Raw genomic sequence first — 22,497 nt, 5'->3', positions numbered from 1 at the left:
TCCGAATAGGACCCCAGGGCAAATACCGGTGCCCCGAGCAGCCGCGGGCGGCTTACCAGGTAAGGAGGCTGGCGCAGGTGCTCCCGGCACTGCGCGCACAAGACATGTCCGGGCGCGCGGCACCCCGCACACGCACGCGGAAAAATCAGTTCTCGCACGCTCACTGCGCACCACCGCCCCATCCCCGAAAGGCCTTTGCGGCGGCGCCACCTAGAGCGCAACCGCCTTCTAATCGGACACGATAGGCGAAGAACGCCGGCCCTGCAGGCCAGGCACCTCGCGCCAGTTCACCTCATCTACCACCGTGGCGGGAAGTTCCAACATGGCATGGGAATCCGTTATATAAAGCTTTGACGGCGAGGTCGCCACCGCGACTACTGGGGCGGTGATATTACCCGTCGGCATGGTAGATGCCGAAGAACCATCCTGCTCGATGCGCCATACCGGCGACTGACCAGAGGAGGTACCGACGATGAGCGAGCCATCGTTATTCCAATCCAGCGATAATGCCGAACCAGAGACCTCTGGACCCACCTCGCGGGCGTTGACGATGCGCTTATCGCCGCTGCTGGATTGGGCTACCGCAGCGATATAGACGTGGCCGTCAATGATCATCGCCGCGCGTGCGCCGCTATGGGAGAGCCGGATAACGGAGATTTCGCCCTCGATCTCATCAATGCTGCGGGCATCAACCTCGGATTCCGAAATCCGCCCGGTGGTCTTGGAACGCACGACGCGCACGATGCGGTCACCATCGACCACCGTCCAGGCGGCCTGCCCGTTGAATTCGAAGGTGGGCCGCGCCAGCGTCTTGCCGTCGACCGAGTCCTGCATGACGGAGCCGATTTCGCCCATTTGCAACTTGAAGTCACCACTAGACTTCCGGCTGACCGCCGCAATCATGCCGGAGTCGGTGACATCGACTGACTGCACATTGCCGCTCGACCCCAAGGCACCAGTGATCGGCTCGGCCACCCCACTATCGACTTCCAGCACGTTGCCCTCGTTCAATGCGTACAGCGTGGACAGGGAATTGCTATTGATCTTGGGGTTATAGTCAGCAAAATCATCCACGCTGACTGTATCCATGCCTTCTACCAGGTTGCTGCCATCGGCCTTGACCTTGAAGGGGCCGATATGTCCGGCATCAGAAAGCGTCCAGACCAATTGCGCGGCAAAGCGGGTGCGGTCATTTTCATCCAGATCTGACAAGCCCTCGAACTGGTAGCCGTTTTCATTATCGTAGCCAGCAAAGGTGACCTTTTCATCCGCTGCCCGGCGGGTAGCCGGGGCAATGCTGCTGGACGGGCCTTCCATCAAGAGGGTAATCAGAGTGGACTCGGATTCTTCGCTGCCTTTATAGAGCCACCGGCGATCCGGGACGAGGACGTCATCGGTTTGTTTATAAAAATAGAGCGATTGCGGGGTGTAATGATTGCGCAGCTCATTGCGCTCAATAACCAATCCTGCCGGCAGCCCATTAATAAGCCACTGGTCATCCACCATTTTCATATCGATGGTAGCTTCGTAGCCTTCATTTTCCGGCACATACGCCCCACCGGATTTAAGCCGTCCAATGATGGTGCCCCGCACATTAAATGAGCGCACATCCTCCGCTGTGTTTTGTTTCTTATCGGGTGCGGTCACGATATCCAGGCTATCGACCACCATGACATCGCCCGAGGCATCCCACGCCCCGCGGGCGGTCTCCGTGAGGAATCCACGGGCCGCATCGTGATCATTGGTGGGAACGGCCGCAGCTCGGTAAAAATCGCGCAGGGTAAGGTCCGGGTCTGCCCCCACCTCTGGGGCAATGACTTCTTCCGGGCCATCGGGCTGATTGTGGTAGGTACCTACGACTTGGGGGCTCGTATCGTGCGGCAAGGTTGAGCAACCGGAAACAAAGCCCAGCACCGCCACCGCGCCCACTGCGGTGCTCCGCCGCCACAATCCGTTGCGTACGACCGAATTCATTTATATATCCCCCTTAAAATCTGGCGCCTTATAGGAGCGCCTCTCTGGCGACGCGGCCCCGCGATTGTGCTCGCGTTCGGAGGGCCACAGGATGCCGTCACCATCTGACTCAGCTGCGTCAGCGGAGTCATCGTCGATGCCAATTCCACGACCTAGCACTGAGCTATTGCTTGGCGATGCCCCACCAGCGGACGCTCCGCCCTTGTCTTCCGCTGCACCATCCTCCGTTGCATCAGCTTCCGCTTCCCCAGCTTCCTCGGTACTAATATCCGCGTTACTAGCATTCGCGGCGCCAGTTGCGCCGCTGGGGTCGGCGGTAGCAGGGGCATCGGCAAGCGCAGCGTGCCCAGAGTCTGAAGCTGTGCCTGGGGCACCTGGAATCTCGCGGGAAATGGGCTCATCACCAATCTCGGTATTCGGCTCGCGCGGGATGATGAGGCGGAAACGGGAACCATAGCCGAATACGCCAAAGGCATCGAGCGTGCCGCCATGCAGGGCTGCATCCTCGCGGGCGATGGCAAGGCCTAGCCCGGTGCCGCCGGAGTGGCGCTTGCGGGAAGAATCCGCGCGCCAGAAGCGGTTGAATACTAGTTCTTCTTGTCCTGGTTTCAGGCCCACGCCGTGGTCCGTAACGGCCACGCCGACGGCCTTATCTGTGGTGGCAATATCGATCACCACAGGTTTGCCCTCGGAATGGTCGATGGCATTGGCCAAGAGGTTGCGCAAAATACGCTCGATGCGGCGCGAATCGGCCTGGATGGTAATCCGCTCGTCCGGCATATTGCGAACGACCTCCACGTCGAGCTTCTGCGCCAAGTGCTCGACCTGGCGGTAGGCAGCATCCACGCAAGAGCGCAGGTCAATGGCCGTGGTGGACAAGTCCGCCACGCCGGCATCGTGGCGGGAAATCTCCAACAGATCCGCCAGCAGCTCCTCGAAGCGGTCCAGCTCCCTGGACATGAGCTTGGAGGCACGCTGCGCGCCCGCAGGCAGGCTATCGGCCTCGGATTCGATGAGGTCTGCGGCCATGCGCACGGTGGTAATGGGTGTGCGCAGCTCATGCGAGACATCGGAAGTAAATTGCCGCTGCAAATCGCCGTATTCCTCTAGCTGCGCAATCTGGGAGGATAATTTATCCGCCATATTATTAAAGGAGGCGGCAAGCCGGCCCATCTCATCGTCCCGGTCCACGGCCATGCGCTCCTTAAGGTGGCCGGCGGCCAGGCGCTGGGCAATGCGGGACGCGGACTTAATCGGGGTAATGACCTGCTGGGTAGCCAACCAGGCAATGCCCACCAGCAAGACCACGACCACCACGCCGGCTGCAGAGAGCAACCCGCGCATAAGCGCCATCGTGGATTCTTCCGATTCCATGGAAAGCGCCAGGTAGACCTGCAAATTCGGAATCTCTGCATCAGTGGGCGTGCCCACCATGAGCGCGTTATAGTAATCGCCATTGCCGCGCGGGACAGGGTAATACTGCTGCGCAATCTGGTCCTGGCCCACCATCTTCCGCATTTGTTCCGGAACCGGGAAATCCTCCGGCGAGGTGGTGATGGATCCATCTTGGTTTTCCACCACGATGACGGGTTCATATACGGCCTGCGCATCGCCTTGTTGTGCAGAGAGCTGATCCAAGGAAGCGCGCGCGGAATTGATGCGCACCTGCACCGAGTTTGCCGAGCTGGTGGCATCGATTTGCTGCTCCACCGCCGTGCGGGCGCGCTCGAGTTCCTGCAGCGCCACGTCTTCTTTTTGGGATACTAACCGCTGGGTCAGCACGGAGACCAAGGCATAGGCCAAGATGATCATGACCACCGAGGAGGCGACCACAATCATGCCGATAACGCGCGCCTGCAATGAGGTGCGCAGCGTATCTACTATGGCGTCACGAATGCGCCGCACGCGGTCCAGAATTCTGATGTTTCCTTACTTCCCGGCACCGGCCTTGCCGGTCTTATACCCCACGCCGCGCACCGTCAGCACGATCTGCGGATCTTCCGGATCGTGCTCGATCTTGGCGCGCAGGCGCTGCACGTGCACGTTAACCAAACGAGTATCGGAGGCATTGCGGTAGCCCCAGACGGATTCCAGCAGTGACTCGCGGGTATGCACCTGCCCTGGGTGCCGCGCCATTTCCAGCAGGAGATCGAACTCCAGCGGGGTCAGGTTCAATTCGGTGCCATCGGCACGGCGCACCGTGTGCTCCGGCACATCGATGATCAGGTCGGCGACCTCAAGGGTTTCCGGTTCCGCAGAATCGGTGCGGCGCAGGCGCGCCCGAATGCGGGCGATGAGCTCCTTCGGCTTAAAGGGCTTGGTGATGTAATCATCCGCGCCGGATTCAAGGCCCAAAACCACGTCCACGGTATCGGTCTTGGCGGTAAGCATGACGATGGGCACCGCGGATTCGCGCCGGATGGTGCGGCAGATATCCACACCATTCATGCCCGGCAGCATGAGATCCAAAAGGATGAGATCCGGTTCGTGCTCGCGGAAGGCAGGAACGGCATCGTTGCCATCCATGACGGGGACGGGATTGAGTCCCTCAGATTCAAGGACAATGGTCAGCATTTCCGAAATCGCTGGATCATCATCCACAACCAAAATCGTTGGCGCCACGTTTTAATCTCCTACAAGGTCATTTATTGCTGCCGTAATAGTATCCGCATCGGCGGTGGCGATCCAGCGCCCGCCCCACCCGGACTCGACTAGGCGCCGGTAGGCGGCGGCGGTGCGCTCCTGCAATCCCCCATCGCGTTCATAGTGGTCGCGCTCGCGGGTGGAATCGCTAGCGGCTCGGGAGTGCGCTCTTGCCGATGCCACCTCCACCGCCGTATCCACATACACCTGCAGGTCTGCTTGTGGCAGGCCCAAGGTGCCAAATTCTAGGTCATAGACCCATTGGAAGAGGCTATCGTCGCGCAACCGGGCCGCGGAATAGGCAGCGTTGGAGGCTACATAGCGGTCTAGGATCACTACCTCGCGCGTTTGCTTCGCCGCCAGCAATTCCTCTTTTACCCCAAAGCGGTCGAGGGCGAAAAGCGTGGCCATACCGTAGGCCGAATCCGTAAGGTCGCCCATCTTTCCGTAGAGCGCCTCGCGCGCAAGCTGCGCGTGGATGGAGGTCTCATAACGCGGAAAGGAAACGGTTTTTACTGGGACTTGGAGGGCGTCCCGCACTGCGGTCGCAAGTGTATTTTTTCCGGCGCCATCAATGCCTTCAATGCTTATAAGCATGGTGAGATATGCAGAATCCTTTCTGCTCCTAGGCGGCGCCAGCGGCACCGAGGGAGGTGGGTTTTAAGAAAGCGCCTCGATAAACGGTTCCACGTCGTAGTCTTCTTCGACGGTATCCAGGATCTCAAGGGCATTTTCGGTCAGGGTATCGTCAACGGTTCCCACCAAGTCCCTAATATAGGGGTAGTCTTCAACGGTTTCGCTGGCGCTGAACGGCGCGCCCGCCCAAATGGCGGCGATCGTGGCCGCAGCGTGGGCGTTGAGCTGTTCTTCCTCGGTTAAATCGTTCTTGCTGCGAGCCACCTCGCAGGCATCCTGTACTGCGCGGATTACCCCTTCTTCATCGAGGTTTGCCAATTCATCTAGAAAATCCACGTTGAGATCGGTGCTAAAAATCTCTTCGTCCCAGCTGCTCATTTCTCACTCCTTCGACGGGTTTAGCGCCATTTATACACGCTTTTGCGGCGCAGAAAAATCGGGCATGAAAAGGATTGCATAGAAAATCCACTTTCCCATTTGAGCTTTGTTCACATATCACGGATTCTAAAGGCTGTCGCGAAAATTCCAATGCATGATACTCTCGTTATCAACTTGTTACCCACCCTATGTAACTAAGAAAGGAGAGCACGATGAAGCCAGATTCACGTCGCGTGTACGTGTTCATCGTGCTCGGCCTTATCGCCGCCGTCGTCGTGGGAGTGGGCGTGTGGCGCATGAGCACGCCGAGCGCCCGTTACTCCAACGCCGCGAATGAGTCCCCTACCTCTAGCGTGGCACCAAAAAATACTTCCGCTGAAGAATCGACGACATCGTCGACACATAAGAAGCCTTCGCCGGAAAACTCCACCTCCGCAGAGTCTAATTCAGGCGCTGGTGAATCGGACCATCAGCGCCCGCAATCGACGGACCCATACTTGGCGCCCAATGCCGTCACGCATCCCCACGCGGCTACCCGCCCTACCAAGGTGTACCGCCCCGGAAATGTCTACTCTCCAGACGCTTCCGCTAATAACGCCCCGTCCGCCCAGGGCGGCCAGGCTCCGCAGAATGGTAACGGTGCCGGCACCATGCAGGCAGCGCCGGATAATCCCAGCAAGCCGGATAACTTAGCACCGTCTTTCCCGGCACCAAGCTCACCAGCTCCATCTTCTGCTCCAAGCGAGGGGAAGCCAGGTCAAAGTGAACAGGGTGGAGAGTCCGGAAAACCGGTAGAGCCCGCCGGATCCGATAACCCGGAGTCGCCATCAACGCAGGCCCCGCAAAAGTCATATACCAACGGGAGCGCGCAGCGCACCCCGTCTGCTCGTAATGCCACCACAGAGGATCACGGTGCGGGAACGAGCGCGCCTTCTAGCGCACCGCAGGCGAAAAATAAATCCCACGCCAAGCCGGAAGCAACCGGGAAGCCTGCCACTACGCAACAGACGGGAAACCAAGAGCCCACGGATCTCCCGGCAACGGGAAGCTCTGCCGCGGGATCTTCCGCTGCGCGCTAAGTCCTCTATGCGGCTAGCGCAACTGGTACCAAGGAGTTAGCCTCGGCCCAAATGCCGCCAACACCTAAAAGTGCCCCCTTGCTGGGATTTTCTAGCAAGGGGGCACAGTTATAAGACCTATTAGACTCGGGCGACGAATAATTGCGCCGTGCGGTCCTCAGGACTTGACTCATGTACAGCGTGAGCTTGGGCGGTAACCACACCATCGGAGGCCGGCAGCCATGCGGCTTGGCCCGGAGAAAGGATCAATTCCTCGCCCGCGGCATTGCGAAGGTTGAGGGAACCAGCGGTGCACAAGGCGATGGTGGGGCCGTCATAATCGAGGTCGACGGAAGAATCGGGCCCGAGCTCGGCGCGATCAAGCAGAAATTCATCGATGGGCACCGGATAGGACCAAGCCTCGGCACCATGGACGTTATCCTGATTCCGCTTATCTTTTTGCTGCACCCGCGGCTCATTGGCGGCCGCATAGGTCAGGACCTTCACCAACTCCGGCACATCCACGAATTTCGGGGTCAATCCGCCGCGCAAGACGTTATCGGAATTGGCCATTATTTCTACGCCAAGTCCGGAGACATACGCATGGAGCTGCCCGGCGTCGAGGTAGACGGCCTCACCTGGGGCAAGCTCGATGTGGTTAAGCAAGAGCGCGCCAAGCACGCCAATATCGCCAGGATAGCGATCATTAAGGTCCACCACCGTAGCCATGACCCGCGCTTTCCAATCCTTCGGGTCGGCGGAAATCAGGCGCTCGCCGGCGGCAACGATGGCCTTAATAAGCTCCTTGCGCTTGGCCGAAGGGATGGTAATCCACGTGGTGAAAAGCACCCGGAGGTTGGCGGATTCGGAGGATTCCGCGGGGTCATCGTCAAGCATGGCAAGATAACGCTCAAGCTCTGGGCACTCCAAGGCAGCAAAGAGCTCGCGGGTTTGTGCCAGGGGACGGAAACCGGCCATGGCATAGAAATCCGAGAGCGCCACGATAAGTTCCGGCTTGTGGTTATCGTCCTTGTAATTGCGATTTGCAGCCTGCAGGGCAATACCCGCCTCGTTTTCGCGGGAGAAACCCTCTTCGGCCTGCTCCTTGGAGGGGTGGGCCTGCAAAGATAGCGGGTCTTCGGCGGCGAGAATCTTCAACAAAAACGGCAGTTTTTCGCCGTATTCTTTGTAGACTCGCGTACCCAACTGGCCTTCTGGATCCTCCGCAATCACCTCGTTGAGAAGCTGGCCTTCCACCGTGGAAGGATCACCGGGGTGGGCACCAAACCAGAGTTCAGCTACCGGCTTTCCTGCGGCTTCTTCGCCCCGCAGCTCAGGGATGAGGGTGCGTGATCCCCAGGAATAGTTGCGGATTGCGCCTTCCAGTAATTGCATATATTTCTATCCTTTAGAAATCTCGTAGGCGGTCGCGGCAAAACTCCGCGTAATAAGCTGCAGCGAGCGGGCAAGGTGCCCTAGGCCCGGTTCCGGGTCGGTGCTGCGGACTGCAAGCGAGTTGGGCAGGTTCGCCTCTTCCTGCCCCCAGAAAATCACTTTTAAGGGTATCAAAGGTGCCTCCGCGCCAGCACCGTCGATAAAGGGATCGTAGAAAAGGTCATCGGCCGGCGTGGACGCCGTGCTGGATTCGGCGCCTCGGTCGAGTGCGCCACTCAGGTCAGCGGGCTCGACGAAGGTCCCGGGCAGCCCGTGCACGGCCCAGATAGTCGCGGCCATGCGGGCGACCAGGGTATCGATGTGCACGCGCTCGCGGCGCTCGGCATATGCATAGGGATCGATAACGCAAGAATGGATAATCCGCGCAACCTCTGCGTATTCGCGCAGCTGCCGTCCCGGATTGATGGCATCATCGCGCTCTGGAGAAAGCTGCTCGATTTCGCGGTCCACGGCGGCGGCGAGGTCCTCTAGCTCCTCGCGCACCGCATGCGGGGAGGTATGCACGATGCTGCACAGCGCGTATAGGGCCGTGATAAATCGCGCCGGCGAGCAGCCCTCTGCGGTGGGAAGCGACGGGGCAATCAGGGTGTCCTCTGGGCAATCCTCTACCAAGGGACCGCTTGCCGGGCCCACCAGAATTGTGGTGGCGCCGCGCTGGCTCGCGGCAATGAGTGCGCGGGAGGCCCAATCGCATTCTGCGGGCTCGCCCACTGCCACGACGATATCGAGCGCGCCCACGTACTGCGGCAGCGATTCCGTCACCACCAGCGGGATGCGCAGCGGTTCGGCCAAGCCGACGCCGAGGTGCGCTGCCTCGCGGGCGATGGCGTCGGTGGGTAATATGACCAAGGAGCGCGGGTTGAGCCCGTTTAAGATTTCACCCCAGCGCTCCACTTGCCCGGCGAGCAGACGAATCTGCGCACCCTCGTGGGCGACATCAAAAAATCGCACCGTTTCGGTGTCATAGGTGGAACCATCAGTGAAACCGTTATCCATATCGCTCTAGCATAGTCGGGCTCCCACTAAGATGGTGCGGCATGACGTCAGCACAGATTCATCCCGTATCCCTTATCGGTGGCGGCCCCGGCGCGTGGGACCTGATTACGGTTCGCGGCATGCGCGCCTTACAGGAGGCCGAGGTCATCTTGACCGATCACCTAGGCCCTGCCCCGCAGTTGGATAAGCTCTGCGATATTTCCGCAAAGGAGCTTATCGATGTCTCCAAGCTGCCCTACAAGAAGTCGATTACGCAGGACAAGATCAATGAGCTGCTCATCGAGCATGCCCAAGCCGGGCGGAAGGTGGCGCGGCTCAAGGGCGGCGATCCTTTCGTGTTCGGCCGCGGCTTTGAAGAGGTACAGGCCCTAGCCCAGGCATCTATCCCCACCACCGTGATCCCGGGAGTGACCTCCGCTATTTCCGTGCCTGCAGGCATTGGCATCCCCGTCACCCAGCGCGGCATGGTCCACGGCTTTACCGTCGTATCGGGCCACCTGCCTCCGGGGCACGAGAAGTCCCTCGTGGATTGGCACGCCCTGGCCCAATCCGGCGCGACCTTATCCATTATCATGGGCGTGAAAAATGCCCCGGCGATTGCCAGGGCATTGCAAGACGGCGGGCTTGCTGGGTCGACGCCGTGCGCGATTATCCAGGAGGGCACCCTGAACACGCAGCGGGAATTTCGCTGTGAACTAGCGCAACTTGCGCAGACGATGGAGGATCATAATGTCTCCTCCCCCGCCGTCTATGTCATTGGCGAGGTTGCCGGCCTCGGCCCAGCCGGGGATTAGGCCTTATCCGCCTGCGGTGCGGAGTCCTCCACGATGCTCACGTCCTTGGAGGCACCGGCCGCGTTGTGCGCAAAGCCTGCGGCATGAAATTCCGCGTGTGCCTTGGTCTCGGCGTTCTCGGCTTCCAGCTCCCTTACGCGAGCAGCCCGGGTAGCCCGCGCGCCGTGGATGGTAGCGGAAATACCCACGACGAGAATCATGACCATGAGCAGCGGGGAGACGAAGCCCGGCACCGTCAGCCCGAAGTAGGTTTCTAGCCCGCCTAAGACCTTGCCGATATTCAGCGCCACGATAGCCGTACCCACGAGGCCACCGAGGACGACCGGCTCAATCCGGGAAATCACCCATGCCGCAATCGGCGCGGCAATGGAACCACCGATGAGCAGGGCCAACACGGCGGAGAGGTTGGCGACGATATCCTGCCACAATCCAACGACGAAGCCGAGGGTGGCGCCCAGTGTGACCAGGAATTCGGCGGTATTTACCGTGCCGACGATGCGGCGAGGCTGCTCGCGGCCAATTGCCATAAGCGTCGAGGTAGACACCGGACCCCAGCCGCCGCCACCGGTGGAGTCAACGAAGCCGCCAACAGAACCGAGCCCGATCAAAAATGGGGTGGAATGGCTGCGTTTTTGTACGAACTTCGCCCGGCGCGGGCGGGAAAAGCGCCAGATGAGGTTGCTGCCGATGGCCACCAGGATGAGCGCGGTAATGGGAGCGGCCGCATCGGTGGAGATATTGGAGAGCACGGTGGCGCCGATAAACGCCGCGATGGCACCCGGCACGCCCAGCCGGAAGACGGTTTTCCAATCCACATTGCCAAAGCGGGCGTGGCTGAGGCCAGACATTGCAGTCGTCCCCAGTTCCGCGGTGTGGACTACGGCGGAGGCTTGGGCGGGTCCCAGGCCCGCCAGGAGGAGGATGGTGGTTGAGGTAACGCCGAAGCCCATGCCGATGCCGCCATCGACAAGCTGGGCGGCCGCACCGGCCACGGCGATTAAAATAAGGGTTAGCATGGAACACCGACCTCCTGGGCGATGTGATAGTGAGCAGCAACGATGCCAGCGAGATCGGTACCAAGAACGGGATCGACGGTGACATTGCTGGGGGTAGATGACAGTGGTTTAAGAAGCAGTCCTGCGGTAACAAACAGCGGGATAACCCGCATTCGCGCAGTGCTTCTTGCCAATGCATGAATGTCATTGCTGCCACCGCGGGTGGCGAACGCGGCCGTGGCGGGTACACCGGTGAGCTGGGATACCCGAGCGGCGAGCCGGTGGATGGAGTCATTGGCCGCAGCATCAGAGGAACCAACGGAGTAGATGACGTGGTGGGTATCCCCAGACCTGGCGCGTGCGGCGAGCACCGCCGCCAATTCCGCTTCTGCGGCTTCCCGCCTGCCCACATCTCGTACGGCACGCCCTCCGCCTAAGCACTCACCTTGCACCAAGCGCAGGCCTGAAGCCTGTTCGGCCGCAGCGATAACGCGGGGAACGTCAACGCGCTGGTGGTAACCCTGCGTAAAGAGCAATGGAATGACTACGGCCGTATCCTCCCCGCAACGAGCGAGATCGACCGCAGCGGCGGTGAGATCGGGAGTATTGAACTCCAGGTGCGCCGCACGATAAGCCGGTCGGCCTGGTATCGCGGCGGCAGCGGTCTGGGTGAGCCGTTCAATGCCGGCGGCGGCGCCCGAGTGGCGCGAGCCGTGGGACAAGGTAATGAGTGCGGTCATGGTGCATCCTTAATCCACTGGAGCCGTGGAGTGTCCGCGGCGGGCTAGGGAGCGCTGCAGGGCCTCAGTGGAAGAGACTGCTGGGGCCGGTGCTACGGGGGCATCATCTTGTCCGTGGAAGCGGACCGAAAATACGCGCAGGCACTCCTGGCAATTCCAGGCAAAGTCGTCTTCTTCATCGGGGAAAAGATCAGTGCCGGCGCAGTACGGGCAAAAGGTGGGGTGATTGCGATTGGGATTAGGTTTTCGGCGAAAATTCACTGCAGATCTTCCTCCTCGGCGCGCAGTACCCAGTGGCGGAACTGCTCGCCTTCTTCGCGTTGTTCCTTGTATTTATTGACCAGCCGGATGACGTAGTCCGGTACTTCATCGGCCACGACCTTGTGACCGCGGAGCTTGCGGCCCCAGTCGGGGGAAAGGCCGAGGGCGCCGCCCAAGTGGACTTGGAATCCCTCGACGCGGTTGCCATCGGCATCGGTGACGATCTGGCCCTTGAGCCCGATATCGGATACCTGAGAGCGCGCGCACGCATTGGGGCAACCGTTCAATGCGATGGAAATGGGCACATCCAAATCCCCCAGGGTGTCTTCGAGGATGTCCACCAATTCGATGGCACGGGCCTTCGTGGTCACGTGCGCCAACTTGCAAAATTCCAGACCAGTGCAGGAAATGACGCCGCGGCGGAACTCCGTGGGCTGGGAATACAGGCCCGTTTCATCCAGCGCGCGCGAGAGCGCCGGAATATCGTCTTCCTCCACATCGAGGAAGAGCAATTCCTTCATCGGGGTGGTACGGATGCGCGAGATGCCGAACTTTTCTGCCACATCAGCAATGGCAATCAGCTGTTCGCCCGTTGCATGGCCCACGGTAGGTTTCACGCCGACGTAGAATTTGCCGTCCTTTTGCTTGTGCACACCTAGGTGATCGCGGCTGCCGGGATTGACCTCGAGCGGGATGCCATCGGCCAACGGCTTCTCCAGGTACTCCTCCTCGAGGACCTGCCGGAACTTTTCGATGCCCCATTTAGCCACCAAGAACTTCAGGCGCGCGCGATTGCGATTGCGGCGGAAACCGTAGTCGCGGAAGATGCTGACCACGCCGGCCCATACTTCCGGCACGCGCTCGAGTGGCACCCACGCGCCTAATGACTGCGAGAGCATGGGGTTGGTGGACAGTCCCCCGCCCACGAAGCAATCGAAACCGGGGCCGTATTCGGGGTGGTTGACGCCTACGAAGGCAACGTCTTGAATTTCGTGCGTAACGTCCTGGCGCGCATTGCCGGAAATAGCGGTTTTGAACTTGCGGGGAAGGTTATGGAACTCCTCGCGCGGTAAGTAATTATTCTTGATTTCCTCGATAGCTGGGGTGGCATCGATAATCTCATCTTCGGCCACTCCTGCGACCGGCGAGCCCAAGATGACGCGCGGCACATCGCCGCACCCCATCAAAGTGCCAAGGCCCACAGATTCGAGTTTGTCCCAGATGGTGGGCACGTCTTCGATCTGGATCCAGTGCAGCTGAATATTCTGGCGGTCCGTAAAGTCCGCGGTGGAGCGGGCATAATCGCGCGAGATTTCTCCCACCGCGCGCAGCTTGGCTGGATCGGCGCGGCCGCCATCGAAGCGCACGCGCATCATGAAGTATTCATCTTGCAATTCCGCGTTGGATAACTTGGCAGTCATCTCCCCGCCCAAGTTCTGATTGCGCTGCGTATACAGCCCCAACCATTTAAAGCGCGGCGCTAAATCCTCCGGTGGGATGGAGGAAAATCCCTGCCTAGAGTAGATGTCTATTACGCGCTGCTTGGCTGAGAGACCACCATCGTCCTGCTTGATGGCCTCATCGTTATTCAACGGTTCCTTACCGTCAATTTTCCACTGGCCCTCGGGCTTATTGGCGCGTGGCTTGCGTTTGGTCGTCGTTGCGGTAGCCATAATGTGGTGTAGACCTCCCTTTCAAAGCGTTGAAGGAAAACCTACCCGTCTACAGATCGCAGACAAAGCGGTCTGTTTTATTTTCACCCTCGCCAGCGCTGTGAACAGCGCATTAAAGGCATTTAATAAAGAATCTAATTATCCCACTTGTGCGCAAACAGACCATACGGTTCACTCTGCTAAGAGAAATTCCGTACTCACCTGCCGGAAATAGACCACTCAGTCTATTTGCGCATATCCGTTGAGGACTCCATTTCCTCCTCGCATCGCCGCGGGAGAATACGCACACTAGAAAGGCAGATTTACCGTGTCAGATAAACCCTTAAACGTAGCCGTCATTGGTGCCGGCCCCGCCGGCATTTACGCCTCCGATATCTTGGTGAAAAAGACCGGCGGAAACGTGCGCATCGATCTCATTGAGCAAATGCCCGCGCCCTTCGGTCTCATCCGCTACGGCGTGGCCCCTGACCACCCACGTATTAAAGGCATCATTAAATCCTTGCACCGCGTCTTAGATACGGAGCAGATTCGCCTGCTTACCAACGTGCACATCGGCCGCGATATCACCGTAGACGAGCTCCAGCAGCACTACGATGCCGTCGTCTTCGCCACCGGCGCAGTAGGCGATCGCCACCGCGATATCCCTGGTGCACAACTGCAGGGAGTGCACGGCGCCGGTGAGTTCGTGGGCTTTTATGACGGAAATCCGCGTTTTGAGCGCGAGTGGGATCTCTCCGCCAGCGAGGTCGCCGTCATCGGCGTGGGCAATGTGGGACTGGATGTCTCACGCATCTTGGCCAAGACGGGCGATGAACTCAAGGTGACCGAAATCGCCGATAATGTCTACGATTCACTGGCACAAAATAAGGCAGAAACCGTACGCGTCTTCGGGCGCCGCGGGCCCGCCCAAGCCAAGTTCACCCCGCAAGAGCTCAAAGAGCTCGACCATTCGGAGAACATCAATGTGGTCGTCTCCCCGGAAGATATTGATTACGACGAGGCCTCGCTAGAGGCTCGCGCTTCCAGCAAGTCCACGGATTTGGTGTGCCAAGTACTTGAGCAATATGCCATTCGCGATCCCAAACAGGCCCCGCATACGCTGCAGATCCACCTCTTCGAGCAGCCGGTGGAGATCCTCGGTGAGAACGGCCGAGTCAGCGGGATTAAAACGGAGCGCACAGAGCTGACCGGCGATGGCAGCGTGCGCGGGACGGGTAAATTCACCACGTGGCCAGTGCAAGCGGTCTACTTTGCCACGGGCTATCGCTCGGACGCCGTGGATGGCGTGCCATTTAATAGCGAGAAAAACGTCATCAACAATGACGGCGGCCACGTCATCGACGAAGAGGGCGCCATCGTGCCCGGCCTCTACACCACCGGCTGGGTAAAACGCGGGCCCGTGGGCCTGATTGGCAATACCAAGTCCGATGCCAGTGAAACCATTGGCATGCTGCTTGATGATGCCGCCGCGGGCACCCTACCGTCCCCCACCGTCGGCGATATCACCGAGGCCTTCGCAGATAAGGGCATCGACTACCTCACGTGGCAGGATTGGCAGCGCCTCGATGCCGCTGAGCGCGCTTTGGGCGAGAGCGAAGGCCGCGAGCGAAAGAAGTACGTGGAGTGGGAAGACATGGTCGCCCACTCCCGTGCGCAGTAATTCAGTAATTAACGCCTGATGATGGCGAGGACCTCGTCTACGATCTGCTGGACCTCTTCAGAGGTCTTCGCCTCAACATTGAGTCGCAGCAGCGGCTCGGTATTGGAAGCGCGCACATTGAACCAGGCATCCGTGCCCTTGAGCTCGACCGTAACGCCATCGAGCTCATCGACGGATTCAATCTTATCCGCCAGCTCATCGAGTACCGCCTGGGTGGCGGCCTGTTGATCCGCCACGGTGGAGTTAATCTCCCCGGAGGCCTCATAGCGGGAGTACTCCGCCATGAGCTCGCTCAAAGGCTTATCCGTCTGCCCCAGCGCGGCCAAAACGTGCATGGCGGCCAGCATGCCGGAATCGGCATTCCAGAATTCCTGGAAGTAGTAGTGCGCGGAGTGCTCGCCGCCAAAGGCCGCCTTGTTCTCGGCCATTTGAGCCTTGATGAAGGAGTGACCCACGCGCGTGCGCACTGCGGTACCGCCCTTTTCCGCGATGAGCTCCGGCACCGTCTTGGAGGTAATTAGGTTGTGGATGATGGTCGCGCCCGGGAATTTATCCAAGTAGCGGCTAGCCACCAGCGCGCAGATGGCAGACGGCGATACCGGCTGGCCTTTCTCATCCACCACGAAGCAACGGTCTGCGTCGCCGTCAAAGGCAAGGCCGATATCGGCCTTTTGCTCTACGGTGAATTTCTGCAGATCCTCTAGGTTCTTGGGATCCAGTGGGTTCGCCTCATGGTTGGGGAAGGTACCGTCGAGCTCGAAGTAGAGATCGCGGACATCAAAGGGAAGGCCATCGAAGACGGCCGGGACGGTGTGTCCGCCCATGCCATTGGCGGCATCGACGGCCACGACCAGCGGCTTGGACTCTTCCAGCGGCACGAGGTGGCGCAAGAAGTCCGCGTATCCGGTCAGGATTTCTTGCTCGGCGATGGCACCATTGGGGCCGTCGTAGTCTGGGGTGCCATCGATAAGCATCTGCTTAATCTCTTCCAGCCCAGTCTGTTGTCCAACGGGGACGGCACCCGCGCGGCAGAGCTTGATGCCGTTGTACTTCGCCGGGTTGTGGGAGGCGGTAAACATCGCGCCCGCGCACTCCATAGAACCCGCGGCATAGTAGAGCTCATCGGTGGAGGTAAGCCCCAGAAGCGTCACGTGGAGGCCTTGGCTCACCACGCCTTCAGCAAAGGCTTGCGCCAGCGCGGGAGAAGACGGGCGCATATCGTGGCCTACGGCCACGGTGTTTTCGCCTTCTTCGCGCAGGATTGCGGCAAAGGCGGCACCAGTATCGCGCACGAAGTCTTCATCGATATCTTCGCCCACCACGCCACGGACGTCATAGGCCTTAATCACTGCATCAAGATGCTCACGAGTTCGCATACCTCGCAATATTACTCCCCGCCTGCGGGCAACTAGGGCAGTGCTCCATCCGTGTCTGCAGCTAGCTAGCGCAAACTTTCACGGGCGCTGTGCCCAGCGCCCGTGGTTTAGTCAGACTCAGAGTCCGTGTCCTGCCTCTCGGCAGAATTATCTTCGCTGTGCGCATCGGGAACTACGGACAGGTGAGCGCGGCGGGCCTTTTTGGCATAGGCCACGCGGCGAGTGCGAAATACCGGGTGATTAGAATTGGCAGGATCAGCGCCATCGAAGGTGGCGGTGTAATCGATGGGATCTGCCCCGGAGCCGGCACTGCGGTCATCGACAAGCCCCGTTGTTACCCTGCCGTCTTCCTTGACCGCCTGGGCCAGTGCCATAAGGTCATCATCCTCGTCCAGCTCAATGCGGTCTACGCGCACCAGCTCCCACCCCACCGGCGCAGAGATGCGGTCGCGGTGGGTGCTGCACAGATCCCAGCTATGCGGGTTATCCTCTTCTGCCAGCGGACCAACCACTGCGGTTTGATCCGCATATGCATAGGTCAACGTCGCCACGGCGGGTCGGCCGCAGCCTGGGCGGGAGCAATGGCGAGATTCAGTCACGGACAATAGTCTAAACCCTTGGTTGAGATTTAGATAGTACCTCCCCGGCGTGGCTGCACTTATTGCGCCGTCACCGAGCTTTAGAATCAACGCCATGACCGCCGCTCGCCCCCGCCCGCATATTCGCCCCGCCCGCGACCGCCACGGGCGCGGCCTGCACGGGCCCTTGCTACCGCAGCAAACCCCGCGCTACCGCAGCGCCCGCGAGCTCTTCGATGCCGCCGTCCTCGAGGCCTACGCACCCATTCAGCACGCCTTCGCCCCGCAATTGCGCGGGCTCGACCTTGCGGTAGATACCATCCCGCGCATGCGACTTTCAGCGGATATGACGGTGCTGCCAGATGAGATCATTGCTGATGGCCCAGTGCCGCTCGGCCGCATCGTGCCCGCCGGTGTCGACTCTGCTGGCACCCCCACTCGCGCCCGGCTCGTTATCTTCCGCATGCCCATTGAGCAGCGTGCCGTCACCTCCGCCGAGCGCGCGGAACTCCTCGGCACGGTCATTACCGCCCTGGTGGCCAATTACTTAAACCTCGCCCCAGAGGAGGTAGACCCGCGCTATAGCTGGTAGGGAGGTTTTCGCACCACAAAGAAAACTCTAGCCCTTGACCGCACCACTCAGGGGGCGCAGCCAAGGGCTAGAGCACACAACTTAATTAACCAATCTCGCGCTTAAGGCGGCGGCGTTCGCGGTCCGAAAGCCCGCCCCAAATTCCGAAGCGTTCATCGTGCTCCAGCGCGTATTCCAAGCATTCATCGCGCACCGCGCAGGCTTGGCAGATACGCTTTGCCTCACGGGTGGAACCCCCCTTTTCAGGGAAGAATGCCTCTGGATCCGTCTGCGCGCACAACGCTTGATCCTGCCACTCCTGCTCGACGGCACCGAAGAGTTCATCGAGCGATACCTCTGCAGCAGCACCGCCACGGAGAATGGCGTTGTTATTAGCCATTTTGTCCACGCCTTTTCCTTTCTCCGAGGTTGGGTAATCCTAATCAGTGCAACCGACTGTACACGAGGCTGAAGTACGACTGAATCGCCGTCAATCCGCGAACCAATCCGTGAAAACAAGTGCGTCGGTCGCCGTTTCTTGCACTGATGTAATTTCACACCGGATCACTAAATATCGTCAACCTGAATTAGTGCCTTTTTCGCGCTTTATCGCAAAAACGCTGCACACGATCCCCATCCGTCACATTAGTAACACCCGGTGTCATCCGGGGGTGTAGGTAGGGGGTACTAGATATAGTGGTACCCGGTTTTTCTGTCAACAATTTTCAGGAACTTTCGGCGTGTCTCCCAAATCTCGACCGGGCAGGGATCACAAAGCCCTCCGCACCGCGCGGCGTTACCGAGCTGCAGGCGGTGCGGAGGGAAGGCGGCGGGCTCTTTAGGCGTCGGAGCTAAAGCGAATGCCGGCATCCGGGATGGTCACGCCGGGAAAGACTCGCATGCCGTCCACGAGCTCACAGCGGGCACCAACGTGGGCACCTTCGCCGATGACGCAGTTTTCGATGACCGCATTGGCACCGATGTGTGCGCCCGAGGCAATGATGGAGTTATGGATGATGGCGCCCGGTTCGATGCGCACGCCATCAAAGACCACCGTTCCCTCCAGGCGGGAGCCCGCGCCCACCTCGGATCCGCGGCCCACCGCGGTGCCAGATAGCAGCAGCACGCCGCCGGCAATTCCCGCAGAGGATTCCACGAGGGACTCGCCGGTGCGACCTTCCAACAGCGGCGATGGGGCGATGCCGCGCACCAAGTCGGAGGAGCCGCGGGTGAAGTCATCCGGGCGGCCCATATCGCGCCAGTAGGAGTTATCGACATGGCCGACGACCAAGCGGCCATCGGCAAGCAAGCCCGGGAAGGTCTCGCGCTCAACCGAGACCACGCGGTCTGCAGGGATGGACTCGATGACGGAGCGGTCAAAGACGTAGCAACCGGCATTGATCTGGTTGGTTGGTGGATCCTCGGTCTTTTCCAAAAAGGCCGTGACCCGGCCCTCAGAATCCGTGGGCACGCAGCCAAAGGCGCGCGGATCCGCCACGTTGAGCAGGTGCATGGTGACATCGGCACCCTTGTTGTGGTGCGTGGTCAAGATGCCCTCTAGATCCATGCCGGAAAGAACATCGCCGTTGAAGACCATGACGGTGTCATTGCGCAGCTTGTCATAGACGTTGCGGATGCCGCCGCCGGTGCCCAGCGCGGTTTCTTCCACCACGTATTCAATGTCCAGGCCAAGCTCCGAGCCATCACCAAAGTATTCCTCGAAAACCTCTGCCTTGTACGAGGTGGACATCACCACGTGCTCAATGCCCGCGGCCTTGATGCGGGCGAGCAGGTGCTGCAGGAACGGGTAGTTTGCCGTCGGCAGCATGGGCTTGGGCGTACCAATGGTCAGTGGGCGCAGGCGGGTACCGCGCCCGCCCACCAAAATCACCGCATCGGTGGTGGCACCATGAGTGGTGGCTGCTTCAGTCATAGTCATCCTTTGTATGCAGACAATCTTATTCTGAGGTTTTTCGAAGGTCAGTGTATGCGGCCGCGGCCAGAAACCAGGTCAACGGCACGCGCTTCAGGCCTCCGAATCTTTGGCCGTGCTAGCGCGAGCGGCCGTTACCGCGCCCCGCGCCTGCAATCCCAGCCACAGCGCGGCGCGCAGCGGGGCCTGCCACCACGCCGGGTGACGGTCCGCCTGGAAGCGATACGCGGAACTGTGGTGCGCGCGCAGCATCGCCCCGGCGTGCGCCTGGGTGGAATGCCCCTTGGCGTGGCTAATGACGGCTTCCGGACAGAAAATATTTTGATACCCGGCGCGCGCGAAGCGATCGCCCAAGTCCACGTCTTCCAAGTACATGAAGTAGCGCTCATCAAAGCCGCCAATGGCATCGAAGGCGTCCCAGCGCACCAAGAGGCAGGACCCAGACAGCCAGCCTGCGGGGCGCTGGACGGACATATCGGCATCATTGCGGTACGTGCGCGTCCACGGATTAGAGGGCCATAGGTTAGAAAACAGCGCGTGGCCGATGCCGGTGGATATATTGGGCACCGACCGGGCAGACGGATAGTTGCTGCCATCTGGTTCCACGATGCGCGGGCCTACCGCCGCGGCATCCGGCCAGCGGCGTGCGCACGCGATCATCTGGTCAATGGCGCCTTCACTAAAGGTGACATCCGGGTTAGAGATAAGGAAAAACTCATCATCTACGCGCTGGTTCTCGCGCACCCACCGCGCACCGGCGTTCATGCCGGCACCGTAGCCGATATTGCCGCCGGTATCGAGGAAGTGCACGTCCTCTTCTTCCGCAGCGGCGGCTTCCGGGATACCGTCGGTCGAACCATTATCCGCCAGCACCACCTGGGTGCCGTTAGCACCGGCGTCCGGCAGGGAGTCTATAAAGCGCGCCAAGTACTCACCGGGGTTGTAGGTCACGGTGATAACGGCGAGCGGAGCTGTAGTTTCAGTAGTCACAATGGGCTCCAAGCTTAGTCATGCCAGAGGCCACGTCAGGAGACAGACACTGTTTCAAACACGCGAAACTGGTCACGGATCCCTAATTTCGGCGAGATCTCCCCTAAACTATCTCCAGATCCCCGGAAAGTAGAAAGCCTTCACTTGTGACTTCTGAGAACACTCGCCGGGCGCGCAATATCCAACCCGCGCCCTCTGCCGCTAGCGCGGTTAAGCAAAAGGGTTCCACGGCCACCAAAACCATCGTGGCCGTCATTTCTGCCCTCATCCTAGCTGTCTCCGGCGTGGGCTATGCCACGGTGGGGCGCCTGGATACGGGCATGTCCTCCGCCTCGGACCTATCTTTGGGCGAGGATGGTTTATCCGATCCTTCCTTGGACGGCGCCGCCGATATCTTGCTCGTGGGCAAGGACTCGCGTACCGATGCCCAGGGCAATCCGCTCTCCGAAAAGGAGCTGGCGGATCTCCACGCCGGCGTTGCCGAGGGCGAGGAAAATACCGACACCATCATGCTCGTGCGCATTCCAGAAGACGGCTCGCGCGCTACCGCGGTCTCCATTCCGCGCGATACCTATGTCAACGATCCGGACTACGGCAATATGAAGATCAATGCCGTCTACGCCTCGCACAAAAACGACAAGGTGCAACAGCTCCAGCAGGAAAACGCCCAGGCGGAGGCGCAGGGCGAAAAGAAACCGTATTCGGATAAGGACATCGAAAAGCACGGCGTGGAAGCCGGCCGCGAAGGCCTGCTCAAGATGGTGCACTCCCTGACCGGCGTGTCCATTGACCACTACGCCGAGGTGGGCTTGCTGGGCTTTACGCTGCTTACTGATGCCGTCGGCGGCGTCGAGGTGTGCCTCAACGAGGATGTTGAGGACGAGATGTCCGGCGCCAATTTCCATAAGGGCACCCAGACCCTCGATGGCGCGCAGGCGCTGACCTTTGTGCGCCAGCGCTATAACCTGCCGCGCGGTGACCTTGACCGCATCGTGCGCCAGCAGGCGTATATGGCCTCGCTGGTCAATAAGGTGCTCGATAATGACACGCTGACCAGCCCGTCCAAGCTATCCAAGATTGCGAAGGCTGTGGAGCGCTCCGTGGTCATCGATGATGGCTGGGACATCATGGGCTTTGTCACCCAGCTGGCCGGCCTGGCCGGCGGCAATGTCACCTTCACCACTATCCCGGTCACTTCTATCGATGGCCGCGGCGATTACGGCGAATCCATCGTCACCATCGATACCAATGAGGTCCACCGCTTCATGGAGGATCTGGCCATGTCGCACGAGGAAGCCGAAGAGGACGCGGCCAACAAGGAGGAAAACTCCGAAAACGCGCCGGAGCACGATGCAGATATCAACTCCGATAACGAGGTCCACGTCCTCAATGCCGGCAATATCGATGGATTGGCCGCTGGCATTGGCACCTGGCTGGAAAACACCGGCTATACCGTTGAGCGCTCCGCCAACGCCCAGCCCGGTATCTACTCCGAGTCCCAGGTCGTGGCCGCAGACCCGGAGAGCGAAGATGCCAAGAAGCTGGCGGAAAAGCTCGGTGGCCTTCCTGTGGTAGAAAATCCGCAGCTCGATGACAATACCTTGCTCGTCGTGGCCACCGATGATTACCAGGGCCCTTCCGATGAGGAGGCCAGCGCGGAGGAATCCGCAGCCGAAGAAGATACCGACCTGGTAGGAACACCGGGCAATGACTTCGGTGCCAACAAGGTCGCGCCTGAAATCGACGCCGGCGGCCACGGTCCGCGCTGCGTGAACTAAGCAGGCTG

General features: G+C 60.1%; 21 protein-coding genes. 5 read left to right on the top strand and 16 right to left on the bottom strand.

Features of this window, described 5'->3' with window-relative positions; all coding sequences use genetic code 11:
- Nucleotides 1–228 precede the first annotated feature (228 nt).
- The 5 genes from lpqB to ABRP64_RS03205 form a co-directional block, all read right to left on the bottom strand.
- Nucleotides 229–1,974 (bottom strand): MtrAB system accessory lipoprotein LpqB, encoded by a 1,746-nt coding sequence (gene lpqB, locus ABRP64_RS03225; protein ID WP_284785047.1) that lies wholly within the window; start codon nt 1,972–1,974, stop codon nt 229–231.
- The gene (mtrB, locus tag ABRP64_RS03220; protein WP_410762324.1) at nt 1,975–3,813 is read right to left on the bottom strand and encodes an MtrAB system histidine kinase MtrB; all 1,839 of its coding nucleotides are present in this window, start codon (nt 3,811–3,813) and stop codon (nt 1,975–1,977) included. It abuts the gene before it with no gap.
- Between the two features lie 90 nt (nt 3,814–3,903).
- On the bottom strand, nt 3,904–4,596 hold the full coding sequence (gene mtrA / locus ABRP64_RS03215; RefSeq protein ID WP_284785051.1) for an MtrAB system response regulator MtrA: 693 nt from the start codon (nt 4,594–4,596) through the stop codon (nt 3,904–3,906).
- A 3-nt stretch (nt 4,597–4,599) separates the two neighbouring features.
- The gene (locus ABRP64_RS03210; protein WP_284781761.1) at nt 4,600–5,214 is read right to left on the bottom strand and encodes a dTMP kinase; all 615 of its coding nucleotides are present in this window, start codon (nt 5,212–5,214) and stop codon (nt 4,600–4,602) included.
- Nucleotides 5,215–5,277: 63 nt separating this feature from the next.
- On the bottom strand, nt 5,278–5,631 hold the full coding sequence (locus ABRP64_RS03205) for a DUF4259 domain-containing protein (RefSeq protein WP_023025612.1): 354 nt from the start codon (nt 5,629–5,631) through the stop codon (nt 5,278–5,280).
- Nucleotides 5,632–5,843: 212 nt separating this feature from the next.
- Between ABRP64_RS03205 and ABRP64_RS03200 the strand changes: the two genes are divergently transcribed.
- Complete coding sequence (locus ABRP64_RS03200; RefSeq protein WP_284770027.1) at nt 5,844–6,710, top strand: hypothetical protein; 867 nt, start codon at nt 5,844–5,846, stop codon at nt 6,708–6,710.
- Nucleotides 6,711–6,830: 120 nt separating this feature from the next.
- On the opposite strand, the gene manA is transcribed toward ABRP64_RS03200, so the two are convergent.
- Nucleotides 6,831–8,084 carry a mannose-6-phosphate isomerase, class I gene (gene manA / locus ABRP64_RS03195; protein WP_349865400.1) on the bottom strand — a complete coding sequence of 418 codons (1,254 nt, stop codon included), beginning with the start codon at nt 8,082–8,084 and terminating at the stop codon, nt 6,831–6,833.
- Nucleotides 8,085–8,090: 6 nt separating this feature from the next.
- Complete coding sequence (locus tag ABRP64_RS03190; RefSeq protein WP_284770029.1) at nt 8,091–9,140, bottom strand: exopolyphosphatase; 1,050 nt, start codon at nt 9,138–9,140, stop codon at nt 8,091–8,093.
- A 41-nt stretch (nt 9,141–9,181) separates the two neighbouring features.
- On the opposite strand from ABRP64_RS03190, the gene cobA reads away from it, so the two are divergent.
- Nucleotides 9,182–9,934 carry a uroporphyrinogen-III C-methyltransferase gene (gene cobA / locus ABRP64_RS03185; RefSeq protein ID WP_284781762.1) on the top strand — a complete coding sequence of 251 codons (753 nt, stop codon included), beginning with the start codon at nt 9,182–9,184 and terminating at the stop codon, nt 9,932–9,934.
- Here cobA and ABRP64_RS03180 read toward each other — a convergent pair.
- The 4 genes from ABRP64_RS03180 to ABRP64_RS03165 are packed head-to-tail and all read right to left on the bottom strand — an operon-like array spanning nt 9,931 to nt 13,603.
- Complete coding sequence (locus tag ABRP64_RS03180) at nt 9,931–10,950, bottom strand: sulfite exporter TauE/SafE family protein (protein WP_284770031.1); 1,020 nt, start codon at nt 10,948–10,950, stop codon at nt 9,931–9,933. The two genes, cobA and ABRP64_RS03180, sit on opposite strands and share 4 nt — an antisense overlap.
- Entirely contained in the window at nt 10,944–11,669 is a 726-nt protein-coding gene (locus ABRP64_RS03175; protein WP_284852118.1) for a sirohydrochlorin chelatase, read from the bottom strand. Before ABRP64_RS03175 ends, ABRP64_RS03180 begins: the two co-directional genes overlap by 7 nt.
- Nucleotides 11,670–11,678: 9 nt before the next feature.
- Entirely contained in the window at nt 11,679–11,930 is a 252-nt protein-coding gene (locus tag ABRP64_RS03170) for a hypothetical protein (protein ID WP_005277497.1), read from the bottom strand.
- A complete protein-coding gene (locus ABRP64_RS03165) occupies nt 11,927–13,603 on the bottom strand; it encodes a nitrite/sulfite reductase (RefSeq protein ID WP_349865399.1) in 1,677 nt (558 codons plus the stop codon). The genes ABRP64_RS03170 and ABRP64_RS03165 overlap by 4 nt, the downstream gene beginning before the upstream one ends.
- A 307-nt stretch (nt 13,604–13,910) precedes the next feature.
- Here ABRP64_RS03165 and ABRP64_RS03160 point away from each other — a divergent pair, with 307 nt between their 5' ends.
- On the top strand, nt 13,911–15,263 hold the full coding sequence (locus ABRP64_RS03160; RefSeq protein ID WP_349865397.1) for an FAD-dependent oxidoreductase: 1,353 nt from the start codon (nt 13,911–13,913) through the stop codon (nt 15,261–15,263).
- A gap of 8 nt (nt 15,264–15,271) precedes the next feature.
- Here ABRP64_RS03160 and ABRP64_RS03155 read toward each other — a convergent pair whose 3' ends face one another.
- Nucleotides 15,272–16,639 (bottom strand): phosphomannomutase/phosphoglucomutase, encoded by a 1,368-nt coding sequence (locus ABRP64_RS03155; protein ID WP_284852115.1) that lies wholly within the window; start codon nt 16,637–16,639, stop codon nt 15,272–15,274.
- Between the two features lie 107 nt (nt 16,640–16,746).
- Entirely contained in the window at nt 16,747–17,238 is a 492-nt protein-coding gene (locus tag ABRP64_RS03150) for a DUF3499 domain-containing protein (RefSeq protein ID WP_410762405.1), read from the bottom strand.
- A 94-nt stretch (nt 17,239–17,332) separates the two neighbouring features.
- Between ABRP64_RS03150 and ABRP64_RS03145 the strand changes: the two genes are divergently transcribed.
- Nucleotides 17,333–17,809, top strand: coding sequence for a metallopeptidase family protein (locus ABRP64_RS03145; protein WP_284781768.1), 477 nt, complete (start codon nt 17,333–17,335; stop codon nt 17,807–17,809).
- Between the two features lie 85 nt (nt 17,810–17,894).
- Here the strand turns inward: ABRP64_RS03145 and ABRP64_RS03140 are convergent, their stop codons facing one another.
- From ABRP64_RS03140 to ABRP64_RS03130, 3 genes are all read right to left on the bottom strand, one after another.
- Nucleotides 17,895–18,188 (bottom strand): WhiB family transcriptional regulator, encoded by a 294-nt coding sequence (locus ABRP64_RS03140; protein ID WP_005277485.1) that lies wholly within the window; start codon nt 18,186–18,188, stop codon nt 17,895–17,897.
- 438 nt (nt 18,189–18,626) lie between these two features.
- Nucleotides 18,627–19,721, bottom strand: coding sequence for a mannose-1-phosphate guanylyltransferase (gene manB / locus ABRP64_RS03135; RefSeq protein WP_284609975.1), 1,095 nt, complete (start codon nt 19,719–19,721; stop codon nt 18,627–18,629).
- Between the two features lie 93 nt (nt 19,722–19,814).
- Nucleotides 19,815–20,723, bottom strand: a complete 909-nt coding sequence (locus ABRP64_RS03130; RefSeq protein WP_349865395.1) for a glycosyltransferase family 2 protein — start codon at nt 20,721–20,723, stop codon at nt 19,815–19,817.
- A gap of 134 nt (nt 20,724–20,857) precedes the next feature.
- Here ABRP64_RS03130 and ABRP64_RS03125 point away from each other — a divergent pair, with 134 nt between their 5' ends.
- Nucleotides 20,858–22,489, top strand: coding sequence for an LCP family protein (locus tag ABRP64_RS03125; protein ID WP_284781770.1), 1,632 nt, complete (start codon nt 20,858–20,860; stop codon nt 22,487–22,489).
- The last annotated feature ends 8 nt before the right edge of the window (nt 22,490–22,497 follow it).

It is taken from the genome of Corynebacterium sp. KPL4015 (assembly GCF_040225725.1).
GTDB classification, from domain to species: domain Bacteria; phylum Actinomycetota; class Actinomycetes; order Mycobacteriales; family Mycobacteriaceae; genus Corynebacterium; species Corynebacterium rhinophilum.
The sequence above is the reverse complement of the archived record's forward strand: the minus strand, read 5'-3'. Positions and strand labels throughout refer to the sequence as shown.

Bases quoted from the DNA above. Each gene is read 5' to 3' on its own strand.
- lpqB (WP_284785047.1), bottom strand. From the start codon at position 1,974: ATGAATTCGGTCGTACGCAACGGATTGTGGCGGCGGAGCACCGCAGTG.
- mtrB (WP_410762324.1), bottom strand. From the start codon at position 3,813: ATGATTGTGGTCGCCTCCTCGGTGGTCATGATCATCTTGGCCTATGCC.
- ABRP64_RS03210 (WP_284781761.1), bottom strand. From the start codon at position 5,214: ATGCTTATAAGCATTGAAGGCATTGATGGCGCCGGAAAAAATACACTT.
- ABRP64_RS03205 (WP_023025612.1), bottom strand. From the start codon at position 5,631: ATGAGCAGCTGGGACGAAGAGATTTTTAGCACCGATCTCAACGTGGAT.
- ABRP64_RS03200 (WP_284770027.1), top strand. From the start codon at position 5,844: ATGAAGCCAGATTCACGTCGCGTGTACGTGTTCATCGTGCTCGGCCTT.
- manA (WP_349865400.1), bottom strand. From the start codon at position 8,084: ATGCAATTACTGGAAGGCGCAATCCGCAACTATTCCTGGGGATCACGC.
- ABRP64_RS03190 (WP_284770029.1), bottom strand. From the start codon at position 9,140: ATGGATAACGGTTTCACTGATGGTTCCACCTATGACACCGAAACGGTG.
- cobA (WP_284781762.1), top strand. From the start codon at position 9,182: ATGACGTCAGCACAGATTCATCCCGTATCCCTTATCGGTGGCGGCCCC.
- ABRP64_RS03180 (WP_284770031.1), bottom strand. From the start codon at position 10,950: ATGCTAACCCTTATTTTAATCGCCGTGGCCGGTGCGGCCGCCCAGCTT.
- ABRP64_RS03175 (WP_284852118.1), bottom strand. From the start codon at position 11,669: ATGACCGCACTCATTACCTTGTCCCACGGCTCGCGCCACTCGGGCGCC.
- ABRP64_RS03165 (WP_349865399.1), bottom strand. From the start codon at position 13,603: ATGGCTACCGCAACGACGACCAAACGCAAGCCACGCGCCAATAAGCCC.
- ABRP64_RS03155 (WP_284852115.1), bottom strand. From the start codon at position 16,639: ATGCGAACTCGTGAGCATCTTGATGCAGTGATTAAGGCCTATGACGTC.
- ABRP64_RS03145 (WP_284781768.1), top strand. From the start codon at position 17,333: ATGACCGCCGCTCGCCCCCGCCCGCATATTCGCCCCGCCCGCGACCGC.
- ABRP64_RS03140 (WP_005277485.1), bottom strand. From the start codon at position 18,188: ATGGCTAATAACAACGCCATTCTCCGTGGCGGTGCTGCTGCAGAGGTA.
- manB (WP_284609975.1), bottom strand. From the start codon at position 19,721: ATGACTGAAGCAGCCACCACTCATGGTGCCACCACCGATGCGGTGATT.